Below are 16324 nucleotides of genomic sequence, written 5' to 3'. Positions count from 1 at the left end.
CTTCATATTCTTTCACGTTTTTATTTTTTTAGTATACACTGTAATTGAAAAATAAGGAGGTTTTTCAATGAATGATATCAAGTATATTTCTTCGCAAGACGGTACGCAGCTCTACACAAAAATCAATACAGCCGATGAATGATTCTCTTTTAGTGATGAAACGATTAATGTCATTATTGTGCATGGTTTAGCTGAACATCTTGATCGTTACGATGAATTGACTGATTATTCGGTCAACTATGATTATCATGTCATTCGCTACGATCAACGCGGTCGTGGGCGTTCTGAAGGACCGAGAGCTTATTATGACAACAAAGACCAAATTATTGAAGATTTGACGGCAGTCGTGGACTATGTGAAGGCGCATTTTGAAGGCAAAGTATTCTTAATTGGTCATAGTATGGGTGGTTTCGCCGTCTCTATGTTTAGTACCCGTTTCCCTGGTCGTGTGGATGGTATGATTACTTCTGGTGCAGTGACACGAGACAATAACCAATTGTTTGAAGAAGCGTACGGTGAACGTAAAATTCCAACCGATACGTATTTTCCAAATGATATGAGCGACGGACTATGTTCAGATCCACGTGTTGTTGAAAATTATCAGCGTGACGACCTCGTATTAAAAGAAATTTCGATGGGCTTAACTTATGCGATAATTGATGGCGTCATTGAAGTTAAAATCTAAACCGTATGACTTTGTAGATGACGTACTCATTATGCATGGCACAGCAGATGGCCTCGTCAACCCACAAGATGCCTTACAATTTTATCAAAAGCCGAAATCGCATCAGAACATAAATCATTACGCCTTTATGATGGTTTAGAACATGAACTTTTCAATGAACCTCATTACAATAACGTCATTTTTGAAGATGTCGCAAGCTGGATGACAGAAGTGACTGCACGTAAAAATCAATTTTAAGTATTGATATAACTTGAAGATGGTTGAGGGCGCAGCATCGAATACATAATGCCGCCCTACTCAATCATCTTTTTTCTTTCTACATTTTCGACATTCCAAGGAACTTCTACTGTATAGACTTGCGGATGTGTACGGGACATTGTACATTTTAGACAGAGCGTGTGAGACGACTCAATTTTATTTTGAAGGAGAACAACATGAAACCCGTTTATTTCAACCATGATGGTGGTGTAGATGATTTAATTTCGTTATTTTTACTTTTACATATGGATGATGTGCAACTCATCGGCGTGAGCACTATTGGAGCAGACAGTTATGTTGAACCTGCAGAAAGTGCATCACGAAAAATCATTAACCGTTTCTCAAAATATCCGCTAGATGTGGCAGCTTCGGAAGAGCGAGGTAAAAATCCGTTTCCGAAAGGTTGGCGTATGCATGCCTTTTTCATGGATGCATTACCGATTTTAAATGAACGCGTGCCGGTACAATCTCGTTTGAGAGACATTCATGCTTATGAAGATATCATCGAGCGTATCGAAAATGCGAATGAACCGGTGACGTTATTATTTACAGGACCTTTAACGGACTTAGCGAAAGCGTTAGAAGTTGCGCCACACATTACGCAAAAGATTGAACGTCTCGTGTGGATGGGCGGCACATTTTTAGAACGTGGTAATGTAGAAGAGCCTGAACATGATGGCACAGCCGAGTGGAATGCGTTTTGGGATCCTGAAGCCGTAGAAACTGTGTTCAACAGTGACATTGCGATTGATATGGTCGCCTTGGAAAGTACGAACCAAGTGCCATTAACTTTAGATGTCCGTCAAATGTGGGCAGATGAACGCTACTATCCGGGGGTGGACTTTTTAGGTGTTAGTTATGCCGCAGTCCCTCCACTAACGCACTTTCAAACGAATTCTACTTATTTTTTATGGGATGTATTGACGACAGCTTATATCGGTAAACCTGAGCTCGTTAAAAAGGAAAAAGTAAAAGCGTCTGTTTATACGAAAGGGCCGAGTCAAGGTCGCACGTATATTGATAAAGTACACGGGCGTGAAATTCAAGTAATCAATCATGTCGAACGTGATGCCTTCTTCCAATATATTACGGATTTAGCAAAAAAAGTCGACACGGATTTATAAGTCACATTTAATAAAAAAGAGGCTATGGATGATAGTTCCTAAGCCTCTTACTTTTTTAATGTGTTATTGAAGTTTGTTCATAAAATTTGAGCTTAAAGTCAAAGTAATAATGTCCTTCCAACAACCGGTACTGTTCGGGTAGTTCTGGTCCACAACTATTAGTCCCGATACCACTTTGTGCCATATCAATATGCAAATAACTCACGCTGGTTTCTTCTAATTCGTCGTCATGATTTGCGTCGGTCAACATCGCATCGGAATACGGTTTGGCATTTACACTTAATGGCGTATCTGACCAAACAGCACATGTATAGTTTGCATCCCGTAGCTCTACATAAGTTGTATCGATATGTGCACCGACCTCTTGAGGGAAGACCGGATGTTCATATTGATTACGAACCGTCGTATTAAAAACAGCTAAATAACTTGCTTCTTGCTTATCTTGGTAACTTTCATATGGCCCTTGTCCATAATACGTCAATGCTTGGAAGCGGTCCAGCAAGCTGAATGTTACACCTAACCTTGGTAAGCTCGGCATGCGCACGTCTTTTTTCAATTGATGCGCAACATGAATAGTGCCGTCTTCATATACCGTCCATGTCACTGTCCCTTCAACTAAACGTGGGCGTGAGGCTTCTACCATACTCATATCAAATTCGATAGTCACATGCCCCTCCTGTTGTTGCACTTTCGTACGGTACACTTTCGGATAAGCCGTATCGTATTTCGCTGTACGCCATCCTTGTTGAATTTGGATGTCATTGTCTGTCGGTGCACGCCAAATGTTGAGCTGACTCCCTTCTGACAGTAACATTGTCTGTTGATGAGACACTTGTTGTAAGCCTGCTGTCTGCTTATCAAATGTATAGCACCATTTTCCGTGCTTCACTTGAACGGTCGTTTCCGTCTCATTCAAATACAATGGAACTTCCGTTGTTTCCGGTAAAAAATGCGTACTTGCGATACGTTGAAAGACGATTTGGTCATGACCTAACACTTTACCCGATGTCAATAAAGGATGATCAGCCTTTAAAATATATTGAATCGTACATGTGCTCAAGTCGTTCATGTCGTGATGGAGATACGGCGCAATGTCAATCTCACCTTGCGCATGTGGTTCAATATGAGGGGCATCTATTGTAAATGTTTTCGTTTCACCTGTTATCGTTGTCACCGTTATTTCGAGCGTCACATAGTCCTTAATATTCGTAAAGTCCAATTTGTTTTTAAACGTTAGACGTGTCCCTTCATGTTCAACAAAAACAAGCGGACGATGCACTTGTTGAAATTCGTAATATCCTGCATGTGGTTTGCGGTCAGGACTCACGATACCGTCAACACAAAAATGACCGTCATGGACCTTTTCACCAAAGTCACCACCGTAACGATACATTGGGCGTCCGTCTTTCATTCCTACTTGTACAGCATGGTCACACCACTCCCAAACGAAACCACCAATGAAGCTATCATAACGTTCAATCAACTCATGATACGCCTTTAACCCACCTGGCGAATTTCCCATCGCATGGGCGTATTCACATAAAACAAACGGCTTGTCCAAGCTCGGTTTCGTTAAATAGCGCGTTTCGATTTCTTCAGGTGACGGATACATGCGTGAAATCATATCTAAATACGAACAATCATGATGTGGTGCTGCGTAATGTGCCCCTTCATAATGGAGTGGACGTGATGCATCCAACGCCTTCGCATGCGCGAGCCCTCGTTCCATATTACAACCATAGCCAGATTCATTGCCCATTGACCACGAAATAATCGAACTAAAATTTTTAAACGGCACAATCGATGCATCGATGCGATCAACGACAGCTTGTTCATAACGGGGATCATCCATGATTAAGTTAAAGTCATCTAAATTTTCATCGCCATACAAAAGAACAACACCATGCGTTTCTAAATCCGCTTCACTCATTACATAAAAGCCATATTGATCGGTTAATTCATAAAAGCGAGAACTTTTCGGATAATGTGCCGTACGAATCGCATTAAAATTCGCTTGTTTCATTAACGTTAAATCCTCAATCAACTGTGCTTCCGATACGGTATAGCCGGTTTGCGGATGACTGTCATGATAGTTGACGCCACGCAGTTTCACAGATTGCCCATTGATCCAAAGTTGTTGTTGCTCGATTTTTATTTCTCGAATACCGACACGTTGTACGATATATTCACCATTCGCTTCAATAATAAGGGTATATAAATCAGGATGTTCAGCACTCCATAGTCGCGGTTCTGGCACAGGGATACGCGTCGTTGTCTCATTAAGCGTCCCTTCCGTTATGCCACGTTGGTCCGGATTCAGTAATTGATAATTGATTGTCACACCTTCCGCCACATCCTGTACAGTGACATCGATATAACCGATACCTTCACCAATCGTCGTATGAATTTGGTAATCATTCAACCGTTCACGCTGACGTCCAACGATGTACACATCACGATAAATGCCCGAATGACGGAACATATCTTGATCTTCAAAATACGTCGCATCAGAATATTTCAATACGAGCACAGCAATATGGTTGTCACCTTCCGTCACCAGTTTAGTAATATCAAACTGAGAGAGCGCATGAGAAATTTGTGCATAACCAACGAACTCGCCATTGACCCAAATGTAATGTGCACCACTGATACCTTCAAACGTCAAATGATAATCGAGCGACTCTTGATACTTTTTAATCGTAAAAGTCTTTTCATAATAACCACACGAAGACATCTCTGGCACATGTGGCAAATCATATGGAATCGGAAATTGCACATTACAATACTGCAGTTGATCATAACCTTGTAAATGCCACACACTTGGCACTGTAATTTGGTCTTTTTGTGCATAATCTGAACGTTGATAAAACTGATCGAGTGACGCAAAATATTGAAAATCCCATTCCCCATTCAATGACGTCACACGGTGCATGTGATGACGCTCGGGATGCGTTTGATATTCCTCTAGGCTTGTGTAAGGGAGCTTGTATGCTGTTCGCGGTAACATGTTCACGTGTTGCATGTCGACATCTGTATGAAAATGTAAGTCCATAAAAGAACCTCCTCGTCTATATTTGACTAATCATATGACTGTTCTCTTTGACGCTTAATCGTTAATGTTCGTTCGATATCTCGCAAATAGTCTCCTTTAAGATGAAACGCTTTATGGTATAACAACGCACTGATGAGCACGAGTACGATTGGCATAACGATAACCATCATACGTAACCCCTGTTGCGTTGCCATCGTTTGTGTTTCGTTCGGTACAAAACCTAACATCGATAACCCTAAACCGACTATCAATGCAGAAATCGCCTGTGAAGTTTTCGTCAAAAATGTATTTGTTGACGTAATCATACTTTCATTGCGATGACCAAACTTCACTTCACCGTAGTCAATCACATCTGCAATCGCAATCGTCGTTATACCAATCATAAAGCCTGTACCCATTCTTAAAGCAATCGCACCGATGATGACCCAAATGACAATTTTTGGAGCGAGCCAACCGAAAATCAAAATCACTGTGAGACCCCCAACGATACTCATAATCGCACTATTAAAAGCATTTTGACGCCCAACTTTACGAATCCATAATGGCAGTAATAATAAACCCGCCATTTCCGCTAAAATCATCGCATTAAAATATGAAAAGAAGTTCGGCATCGCAACCACATATTTAAAATAGTAGATGATCGTCCCGTTGAGTGTTTGAACACAAAGGTTAAATGTTAAAAGCACGCCCATCATTGCGAGTAACTCTTTATTTTGAAATAAAATCCGCTTCACATCTCGAAAACGCACTTTAATTCCCTCTTGCTGCTCCATTGCGCAATCTTCCGGTACAACTATAACCGTCACCGCAATCGTCACGATAAAGACCACACTACAAAGGACCGAAAATACAAAAATCCCTGTTGATGCATTGCCATTCCCTAACTGTTCAATAAAATATAAGCCAAACGTTCCGACTGTAAACGCCGCGAGACTCGCAAAGAAACGTGGAATGACCGACAGTGCTTCTCGTTCTTTCGCTTGATGTGTCAAATTCGGTAACCAAGACCAGTACGGAATATCCATCATCGTATACGTCATGCCCCATAAAATGTACATCACAGCAATGAAGATATACATCCATATGCCGGGCAAATCAAAATGGGTGAATAGGAGTACGGTCACCACCGCATTTATAACTGTGCCGATGACAAGCCACGTTTTAAACTTACCAAAACGATTGTGGGTATTATCGACAATCATCCCCATAAACGGGTCATTGAGCGCATCCCATATTCTCGCAATAAAAAAGAGTACACCGACAAACGCTGGGGAAAGACCGACAATATCGGTAATGTAGTACATGAGGTAAAGGCTGACGATATTGAATATGGCGTCTTTGCCTATTGCGCCAAAGCCAAATGATAGTTTTTGTATTTTTGATAATTGTTGTTTCAAACGCTGATACCTTCTTTCTCTCTATTTAAAAGCGCTTTCATATACGAATAAGATAGCATGTTTGTTCGAAGTATAAAATTGTGTCATGGAGATAATTCTTGTCATAATGTTTCCTGTTTTGTGGAGATTTTGAAACATTATATTACAATTGCTCGTTTTATCGCTGCTTTCTTAAACACAGACTCAGACGACAAATTTAAAGTAATAAACCAACATCTTATGACTGATTGGCAGCCTTAAGATCTAGCGCTCTACAAGATTCCATAAAAAAAGACTAGAAACCACATGATAAAAGCGTTCCTAGCCTAAAAAATATTCTTTATTAATTCAGGTGAAGAATATGATTCATATCACTTCTTCACTATGATGGTGAACTACTCACCACTTAGCTAAAACATAAAGGTTCTTAACGCTTGAAGTGGGAGCTTCTTGGGAATAGAGCGTACTTGTAAGTGTATTTCTTTACTAACAGAGGTTTCTCTTATTGACCAAGCTATCCCCGTAGACCCTACGGTTATCGGTCTTTTCTAAGCTAATGTTTGCATTCGTAGCCCTTCGGTCAAAATATTGATGCTCGCGTTTATATCTCGGTCATGGTGAGCATGGCAAATAGGACAAGACCATTCTCGAATTTTGAGATTTTTCTTGCCATCATTATGTCCGCACTCTGAACAGACTTGACTTGATGGAAACCATTTATCAATCTTGACTATTTCACGTCCATACCAGTCAGCTTTGTATTGTAGCTTAATCACAAAGCTAGACCATGACACATCAGAAATGCTTTTAGCCAGTTTATGATTTCGCAACATACCTTTTGTGTTTAAGTCTTCAATACAGATAATATCGTGATTTTTGATAATCTCTGTACTCAACTTGTTTAGAAAGTCAGTGCGTTGATTCATTACCTTTTCATGTAGTCGTGCAACTTTCTGTTTTTGTTTCTGGTAGTTTTTGGCTTCAAAGAGATTGATACCCTTCTTTTTGGCTAACAGGGCACGTCTCGACAACTTACGTTGTTCACGTTTTAGTTTCTGTGCCATTTTCGAAGTGAACTTATTATTATCAATCTTTTGACCGTCAGAAAAAATGGCAAAATGAGTGATTCCAAGGTCAATTCCAATTGCAGAATTAGTTTTAGGAAACTCGACAACTTCTTCTTTGCACAATAAAGAAACATAGTATTTACCGCTTGAACGGCGTGATATTGTAGCTGATTTGATAATACCTTTAGGTTGTCTATGAAGCTTTATTTTAACTGATGACTTCAACTTAGGAACTTTGATGAATTTATTATCAATCAAGGATATTGTGCCATTTTGATTATTAGTGGTATAGCTTTGAACGGGATTCTTCTTACTTTTGAACCGAGGAAATCCAACAGATTTATCTCTAAAGAAATTCTTATATGCCTTGTCTAAATTGAGTTGTGCATTAGCCAAGGCAAGGCTATCTACTTCCTTCAAAAATGGAAATTCATTCTTATATTTAGCTGGTGTCGGGAACTTCATTTTTTTAGAAGAAACATTCTTAGTTTCTTCATAAGCTTTCATTCGATCATCAAGCATTAGATTGTAGACCTTACGGACACAACCGAAAGACTTAGCGAAGAAAATTTTTTGTTCTTCAGTTGGATAGATTCTAAATTTATATGCTTTGAGTCGTTCCATAAGCTACGCACCTCTCTATTTATGATTATAACCTTGATTCTGAATATATTTTTTTATAACGTCAATTGGTGCGCCACCAGTTGTCAAAAGGCAAAAACTTCTAGACCAAAACATTTCTTTCCAAAGAAACTGTCTTACTTTTGGAAAGTCGCGTTTTATCAAACGCGAACTGGCACTTTTATAGGCATTGATGAATTTTGTCAATTCTGTTTTTGGTTGTGCTTTGAACATAATATGAACATGGTCTTTATCATGATTCCACTCAACTAGAGTAATATGATAAGACGCTGCAATTCGTACAAAAGTTGTTTTAGCAAATTCAGAAATTTTATCATCAATCACATGTCTACGGTATTTAGTAACCAACACAAGATGATAATAGAGAAGAAACACCGAATGATTATTAGTATCTAATTTCATGTTATATCAACTCACTTCTTATATAGACTGATTATAACATAGAACAAAATAAAAAGGCGATGAGCCTTGCGTGTCGGTTTTCGAGTAACAACGGTAACCCTCATACCGAACGGCATTCATCACCCACCTATAGAGGATGGGAGACTTCTGCCTGAATTAAGTTAAAGAAAAACCCAACTGCCCCAACGCTTTCCTCACTTTTAATTAAAAACATTTTGGGAATTCAAGTTGTTGTCAATCATCATTTTCTTTGATTTTATTAATAATTAATATAGTTTGATATATTCATATGCATAAAATTCGCGTATAATAGTAACATCTTTACCATTTAGGAGGAATCCATTTGAGAGAAATAAAAGATCTCAGAATACATGGTCGTCGTCAATTAGTATTAGGAATGATGGCGCTGTTTATCGTTATAGCGTTAGGCCGGTTTGCTTATACACCGATCTTACCTTTTATGCAGTTGGATACTGGACTGGATAACAAAAGTGTCGGCCTGTTAGCAACATTTAACTATTTAGGTTATTTAATCGGTGCCATGTTACCTATTTTTTACATAATGAAAAATAAAGTTTTCGACTTAAAGTGTTATCTCCTGTTAAATGTCGCAACGATGCTATTGTTTGGGGTGACAGATCACTTTGTCATTTGGTCACTCCTTCGTTTACTGAACGGGATGGCCAGTGGTGCTGTATTTGTACTCGCATCCAATATTGTGTTAGAAGCCTTACATTTAGCGCGTCGTGAAGGGATTGCCGGCCTGTTATATAGCGCAGTTGGTCTCGGCTTGTTTTCGAGCAGTTTGTTTATTTTCCTTTATACTGATGTGATCAATTGGCGTGAAACTTGGATTTGGTTAGGCAGTGCTTCTTTCATCTTAACGCTTATTATTATCGTACGTTTACGTGAAAATCCAGCACTTCCCGAACCAGCATCTCATGAAGCACATGCCCCCCAGAAAATGATACGTTATTCTAAAAATTTTTATATTCCCTTTGCAATTGCTTATTTTTGTGAAGGTGCCGGTTATATTATTACAGGAACTTTTCTCGTTGCGATTGTTAAAACGATGCCAACGTTATCGGAATATGCGGCACTCAGTTGGATGTTTGTCGGACTTGGCGCCATTCCAGCTACTGTCTTATGGTCACTGATTGGTCAACGCATTGGTATTTGTCTTTCAGTGATCCTCGCATTTTTATTACAAATTGTTGCGGTGCTGATGCCTATCTTTACAGTCAATGCCTTTGCAATTGCGCTCAGTTCAATGATTTTCGGTGCTACATTTTTAGGACTTACGACACTTTTCATGTCGAAGTCGCACCAGATTACATTTGAAACGAAAGGCAACAACTTAGTCGCAGTAATGACATTGATTTACAGTGTAGGACAAATGATTGCACCCTACGTTTCAGGTCTTTTAATCGAACGAACGCATAGCTACAATGACGCACTCATCTTTGCTGCCGCGGTTTTAGTTGTCGGTATATTGAGTAGTCTGTACAGTAAACGCTATGCTCATCCGATGTAACGCACAATGATATCAAAAAACACCCTCAACCTATCCGCATTTGATAGCTTTGGGGGTGTTTGGATATGTCTGTGATCAACGCACTTTATCAAGCATTGAAAGTTCAGCACCTCGGAAAGCGCAGCACGGTTTAGCCATGACTTCTATAATTAATATTCACTTCGAATCACATGCCTAAAATCATCTTAATCGTCAATCCTATCACTACAGTTGTCGTAATTAAGAAAAATCCTGGAATTAAAAAGCTCGTTATTTTTGTTGAACGTGTCTCATCCACATCTACCGCAAATAAAATCGTCGGCTGTGCTGGAATAACAAAGTTGACGTTTAACGTTTGCACAATCGCAATGAAAAACATCGGTGGAATGCCTAAACTCAACACAATCGGCACCATAATCGAAGCGGTTGCAGATTGAGAAATAACAATCATTGCTACTAAACCGACTAAAATAATGATGAGCCACGGTGCTTGAGCAATTAATCCGCCAATACCGTCTTCCATCATTGCACGGTTCGATGGTGCACTGAATATTGTTGCCCCTAGCCAACCAGGTCCTAATACTGCAAAAATCGCACCCATCGCTGCCTGTGTAATATGCGTGGTCAATATTTGATTCGGTTGGACTTTGACGAGTAATAAATTAATCATCGCACTCATATACATAAACAATTGCACTAAATCAGTCATCTGAAGTTCGACTACTTTACCATCCACTTCGAATTTCGGCCCAACTTCTGGGAAAATACCGAAGAGCAAAATAAAACCGACTGCGACGATAAACGCAAACACACCTAACTTCACACGTGTATCATACTGTTTCGTCGTTTCTTCTTGATCCACAGCCATTTTTTGAAGCATCGTTTGTGCATGTTGTTCATCAATCTTAGTACGACCGACAAATGTGTTAAAACAACTGAGCACTAGCATACTCAACAATGCTGTCGGAAGTACGATAGAAAGGTATTGCCCCATTGAAATGCCTAATCCTGCAAATTCTGAAATCATGTACGCCGTTGCTGAAGCTGCTGGACTACAAAGCAATGCAATGTTCGCCGTCAATACTGAAGCGGTCAATGCCTTTTTAGGTTGAATACCCGCCTTTAATGCTGTTTTTGCAATAATCGGTTCTAGTGACAACGCAATATTCGTTGTACCGATACCGAAAACAAACACAAATACAATCATTGGTGCAATAAAAATAATGGATTTCGGAAAACGTTCAATCATTTTTGAAGCGAGGTGCACTAAGTAATCAATCCCGCCTGTCGCTTGTAACGTCCCACCTGCAATACCGATAGATAAAATAATCAATACCGCAGTCACTGGTGCTGAGCCCGGTGGTAAACCAAAACCGAAAATCATCACAATTTGGGCTACAAGTGCAAAAATCCCGCAACCGAGTGCCCCAGCAGTACGTAGGCCCAATACAATTGCGAGAATCATTATTAAAATCTCTATCGTAAAAAGAAGCATCTTTTTCTTCCTCTTTCCTAATTTTTCATGTGAACATTCTAACACAGTTACGTTGTCTCTTTAATATGTAAAACCGCAAATTCATGTCTAAAATAGAACAATTGCATCATATTATTGTTTCATATGAAAATACACGATAGTCACTTTAAATAATTTTTGCATTATTGCACTTCTTTTAAAAATGCACGAATGTCGTCAGCCATTTCTGCATCACGTAAAGCAAATTGAATTGTTGTTTTGACGAAACCAACTTTTTCACCTACATCAAATCGCTCACCTTCGAAACGGTAGGCCAATACTTGTTGTGTCTGATTTAAACGCTCAATCGCATCGGTTAATTGAATTTCACCGCCAGCACCCTCTTCTTGATTTTCTAAATAATCGAAAATATCCGGTGTCAATACATAGCGTCCCATAATCGCCAAATTAGATGGTGCTGTACCAAAGGCTGGCTTTTCAACAAATTGCGTCACTTCATACAAACGATCTTGTTGATTTTTCGGGTCAACAATCCCATAACGATGCGTTTCACGTTCAGGCACTTCTTGTACACCGATGACAGATTTGCCTGTTCGTTCATATTCGTCCATCAGTTGTTGAATCGCTGGCGTCTCTGATTCGACAATATCATCACCCAGCAATACCGCGAAAGGCTCGTCTCCAATAAATTGTTTCGCCGTCCAAATCGCATGCCCTAACCCTTTTTGTTCTTTTTGACGGACGTAAAACATATTCGCCAGTTGTGTCGCATGTTGAACCTTTTCTAACAAGTCATCCTTACCTTTTTCAGCCAAGTTCATTTCGAGCTCGATTTGATTATCAAAATGATCTTCAATCGCACGTTTATGTTTACCTGTAACGATAATAATATCTTCAATGCCCGCACGTACCGCTTCTTCAACGATATATTGAATCGTCGGCTTATCTAAAATCGGCAACATCTCTTTCGGCATTGCTTTCGTCGCAGGTAAAAAACGTGTACCTAAACCTGCTGCGGGAATCACTGCTTTCGTTATTTTCTTCATTGTGCGTTCCACCTAACTTTTCTATTTATTTCCAACAGATTCATATTTCATTTTCTTACATACAAATGTCGTTACTAGTTTATCATGTCTTTTTTAATAATCATAACGTCCCATTAAGCACTAGCGTTTTTCTCCTGAACCTAGCCTCTCATTTATCAAATATTTCTGGCATTGTATTACTGTGGGTTTTACTCTATTTTCGAAAACGTTATGCCGATAATATCTCGATATTTGAATAATTCATCTCTCCTCCTTACGTCACCACGATGGGATAAGGAGGTTTTTTTATTTCTCATTCAATTGCAATCATAAGAAAGTCATAATATTAATTTTTTTCTCTACAAATTAAATAAATATTGGTAAGATAAATACAATACTTGAGATAGGAAAGGATTATACGAATGAAAAAATGGTTATGCTGTCTGCTCATTATACTTCTCTGTGGTTGTCAACAAGATACATCGAATGCGAACGATACATTGACCATTTATTCACCTTATCCAAAACATTTGATTCAACCTATACTCAAAGACTTTGAACATCAAGAAAATGTGAAGGTAACAGTGATTGAAGATTCGACACAAGTTTTATTATCGAAAATTCACCAGACGCCGAAACATGCACGCGGAGATATTTTTGTAGGTGGGGTATTAAGTGAAACTATCGAGCATCCTGAAGATTTTGTGCCTTATAAAGCGCCTGTTCTATCAAAGTTTCGCATTTCATTGTTAGACCAACCTATCGTGACACCGTTTATATTAATGCCGACTGTGATTGTTGTGAATACTGACTTACAAGGCGATATACACATCAATGGCTATAAGGACCTCATGCAACCGGCACTCAAGCAAAAAGTCGCTTATTCGAACCCTAAAACGACAACGACAGGCTATCAACATATGCGAGGGTTGTACCATATTCATGGAAATACTGACGCGATTCATCAATTCCGACAACAAGCAGTAGAACTTCCGAAGTCTTCTGATGTGATTGCTCAAGTCGCTCAAGGTCGCTATTATGCTGGACTCAGTTACGAACAAGATGCGCGTACCTGGCTTCAAAAAGGATATCCGTTAAAGGTCATCTATCCGGTTGAAGGTACAGTGCTCAATATAGACGGTATTGCGTTAGTCAACAGTCAACACCCTCACCCTAAAAGAACTGTACTCATACATTACTTAACAAGCGATACTGTACAACAACGGTTAGCCCAGCAAGATGGGGTAAAACCGATACGTCGTGATGTCTCAGAAATCAAAGAACCCGGAATCGCTCAATTAAGAGATATTCCAGTCATCCCTGAAACTGCATTGCCACATGAAACTCATCAAAAATTTTTGGAGCGTGTAGAATGAAAACGTATCAACCTTATCGTTATCAATTGCGTCGTTCGCTGTTTATTTCGACGATTTTGCCTGTTTTCCTTGTGATTTTGCTTGGACTCGTCAGTTTTTACACTTTATACATTTGGGTGGAACATCGACACATTCATCAACATTTGCACGAAGCTCAACATGATTTAGCACATACTGAAAATCAAATTAAAACGACCCTTCAAACCGAAAAATCAACATTACAACAACTCGATTTATCCAAAAAGTCTGATGTGACCACTTTCAAACGTCTATTACTTGAACTTGTGCATCAACAGCCTGGTACGGTCTATTACGTGGTCGATAATGGGAAAACGTCCATTACGAACAATTATGAAAAGAAAGATGTCCACCAGTTGTATTTAATGCATCAGCAACATATTCAACTGTTGCACGAAAGTGTCACGCTGTCTTTCTACTTTGCTCAAACACCACATATGGAAGAAATTCAAGACCGCTATGGCCACACGACTTTATTTTTGGATCGCTTTGATAATATTTTGTATTCCAATTCGGAACATTTTCATGTCGATGATACTTTTCCACCTCCACCATTCGGCTTTATATCAGAACGTATCCAACTGAATGATAAAGGTGAACAAATGGTTCAATTTAAAGATATCCACGACGCATTAGAAGATGGGCTGCGGTTGTTAGCCATTATCAGTATTGCTTTCGTGCTATTAATGATTTTTGGTTTTATGAATGCACATCGAATGGCCAAACGACAAACACGTGATATCGAATTAATGATTGATCGTATCAACCAAGCACAACGCCGTGAACTCGGAGCATATCAACCTTTAGGCCAACCGAGCGAGCTTGAAGATATCAACACTTACATTTATGAATTAGTCGAATCAAACGAAACACTCATTCATTCAATTGAACAGACAGAACAGCAATTACGGAAAATACAATTAAAGGAAATCGAGCGTCAATTTCAGCCACATTTTCTCTTTAATACGATGCAAACGATACAATATTTAATTACACTGTCACCGCGTCAAGCACAAAAAGTTGTACAACAGCTGTCACAAATGTTGCGTTATATATTGCGCGTCAAGACTGACAAAGTGCCATTAAAAGAGGAACTTGCTTATATTCAAAAATATGTCACCATTCAAAATATCCGCTTCGATGACAGTATGACGTTAAATGTAGACATGGATAAGCATCTGGAAAACGAGCCGATTCGCAAAATGATGATTCACCCTTTAATTGAAAATGCGATTAAACACGGTCGCGAATCCGAACCATTAATTATCACGGTACGCATTAAGCAAACCGCCCAATTTTTACGTATTTTCGTCCATGATAATGGGATAGGTATGACAGTGGACAGACGTGCTCAAGTAAGACAAATGTTACAAGAAAATGTATTTGATACGCCACATTTAGGCTTGAATCATCTTAACCATAAAGTACAAATTCAATATGGCGAGCGTGCAAGACTAAGAATTTTCTCGGCTTATCAACAAGGAACATTAATTGCATTTCAACTACCAAGAGAGGAGCAAACTGATGTATAAAGTGGTCATTTGTGATGATGAACGTATTATTCGTGAAGGACTGAAACAAGCGATCTCGTGGGAAGACTATCATTTTCATGAAGTGTGGCTCGCTAAAGATGGCATCGAAGGGTTATCACTGATTCGAGAACATCAACCCGACCTTGTTATCACAGATATTCGCATGCCACGGATGGATGGGGTCGAACTGTTAGAAGCGATTAAGGACTTGCCGTGTCAAAAGGTGATTTTATCGAGTTATGATGACTTTGAATATATGCAAGCAGGGATACATCATCACGTGTTAGATTATTTATTGAAACCGATTGATCCAGAGCAGTTACATCAACGTTTAGCGCAATTTGTTCCACTTGCACACGAACAAAAAGCATCATTGACAACGACATTACCTATATTTCAACCGTTAATGAAATTAGAGTATCCTGATTACTATGTCAATCACGTCGTTCATCATATCCATCATCATTACGATCAAAAATGGCAAAGCAATGCATTAGCAACAGAGCTCAGCGTGAGTGAATCTTATTTAATGCGGATTTTCAAAACACATGTCGGGATTACGATGTTAGATTATTTAAATCGTTATCGTATTTATCAAGCGATGTCACTGTTGCAAAGTGGTGATAAACATTATGAAATTGCGCATAAAGTCGGCTTTTCTGATTACAAAAGTTTCAGTTATCATTTTAAAAAGTATTTGAAGATGTCACCGCGCGAATACATGAGTTCACATCAGTAGAATTTTTAAAGCATTCGACATCATTCCAAAGCTATGGATTC

At 39.2% G+C, this 16324-nt stretch carries 11 protein-coding genes and 1 pseudogene; 6 read left to right on the top strand and 6 right to left on the bottom strand.

Annotated features, from left to right (window positions below; genetic code table 11):
- The first annotated feature begins 67 nt into the window (after nt 1–67).
- Both GZH82_RS01870 and GZH82_RS01865 read left to right on the top strand, forming a co-directional pair.
- Nucleotides 68–922: pseudogene (locus tag GZH82_RS01870) on the top strand (lysophospholipase).
- 197 nt (nt 923–1119) lie between these two features.
- Entirely contained in the window at nt 1120–2067 is a 948-nt protein-coding gene (locus tag GZH82_RS01865; RefSeq protein ID WP_162681060.1) for a nucleoside hydrolase, read from the top strand.
- A 55-nt stretch (nt 2068–2122) separates the two neighbouring features.
- Here GZH82_RS01865 and GZH82_RS01860 read toward each other — a convergent pair whose 3' ends face one another.
- From GZH82_RS01860 to tnpA, 4 genes are all read right to left on the bottom strand, one after another.
- The gene (locus GZH82_RS01860) at nt 2123–5119 is read right to left on the bottom strand and encodes a glycoside hydrolase family 2 TIM barrel-domain containing protein (RefSeq protein ID WP_162681059.1); all 2997 of its coding nucleotides are present in this window, start codon (nt 5117–5119) and stop codon (nt 2123–2125) included.
- 26 nt (nt 5120–5145) lie between these two features.
- Complete coding sequence (melB, locus tag GZH82_RS01855) at nt 5146–6516, bottom strand: melibiose:sodium transporter MelB (protein WP_162681058.1); 1371 nt, start codon at nt 6514–6516, stop codon at nt 5146–5148.
- A gap of 527 nt (nt 6517–7043) precedes the next feature.
- The gene (gene tnpB, locus GZH82_RS01850; protein ID WP_162681057.1) at nt 7044–8186 is read right to left on the bottom strand and encodes an IS200/IS605 family element RNA-guided endonuclease TnpB; all 1143 of its coding nucleotides are present in this window, start codon (nt 8184–8186) and stop codon (nt 7044–7046) included.
- Between the two features lie 15 nt (nt 8187–8201).
- A complete protein-coding gene (gene tnpA / locus GZH82_RS01845) occupies nt 8202–8606 on the bottom strand; it encodes an IS200/IS605 family transposase (RefSeq protein WP_162680977.1) in 405 nt (134 codons plus the stop codon).
- A 343-nt stretch (nt 8607–8949) separates the two neighbouring features.
- On the opposite strand from tnpA, the gene GZH82_RS01840 reads away from it, so the two are divergent.
- The gene (locus GZH82_RS01840) at nt 8950–10140 is read left to right on the top strand and encodes a YbfB/YjiJ family MFS transporter (protein ID WP_162681056.1); all 1191 of its coding nucleotides are present in this window, start codon (nt 8950–8952) and stop codon (nt 10138–10140) included.
- Nucleotides 10141–10306: 166 nt separating this feature from the next.
- Here GZH82_RS01840 and GZH82_RS01835 read toward each other — a convergent pair whose 3' ends face one another.
- Nucleotides 10307–11584, bottom strand: coding sequence for an anaerobic C4-dicarboxylate transporter family protein (locus tag GZH82_RS01835; protein WP_457853113.1), 1278 nt, complete (start codon nt 11582–11584; stop codon nt 10307–10309).
- Nucleotides 11585–11775: 191 nt separating this feature from the next.
- Nucleotides 11776–12639 (bottom strand): UTP--glucose-1-phosphate uridylyltransferase GalU, encoded by an 864-nt coding sequence (galU, locus tag GZH82_RS01830; protein ID WP_162681054.1) that lies wholly within the window; start codon nt 12637–12639, stop codon nt 11776–11778.
- Between the two features lie 395 nt (nt 12640–13034).
- Between galU and GZH82_RS01825 the strand changes: the two genes are divergently transcribed.
- Genes GZH82_RS01825 through GZH82_RS01815 form a run of 3 tightly spaced genes read left to right on the top strand, consistent with a single transcriptional unit; the run spans nt 13035 to nt 16283 of the window.
- Complete coding sequence (locus GZH82_RS01825; protein WP_457853112.1) at nt 13035–13994, top strand: extracellular solute-binding protein; 960 nt, start codon at nt 13035–13037, stop codon at nt 13992–13994.
- Nucleotides 13991–15544 (top strand): sensor histidine kinase, encoded by a 1554-nt coding sequence (locus GZH82_RS01820; RefSeq protein ID WP_162681052.1) that lies wholly within the window; start codon nt 13991–13993, stop codon nt 15542–15544. Before GZH82_RS01825 ends, GZH82_RS01820 begins: the two co-directional genes overlap by 4 nt.
- Complete coding sequence (locus tag GZH82_RS01815; RefSeq protein WP_162681051.1) at nt 15537–16283, top strand: response regulator transcription factor; 747 nt, start codon at nt 15537–15539, stop codon at nt 16281–16283. The genes GZH82_RS01820 and GZH82_RS01815 overlap by 8 nt, the downstream gene beginning before the upstream one ends.
- Nucleotides 16284–16324 lie beyond the last annotated feature (41 nt).

This window comes from Staphylococcus sp. MI 10-1553 (assembly GCF_010365305.1).
Classification (GTDB): domain Bacteria; phylum Bacillota; class Bacilli; order Staphylococcales; family Staphylococcaceae; genus Staphylococcus.
This window is presented reverse-complemented; position numbering and strand designations above follow the sequence as displayed.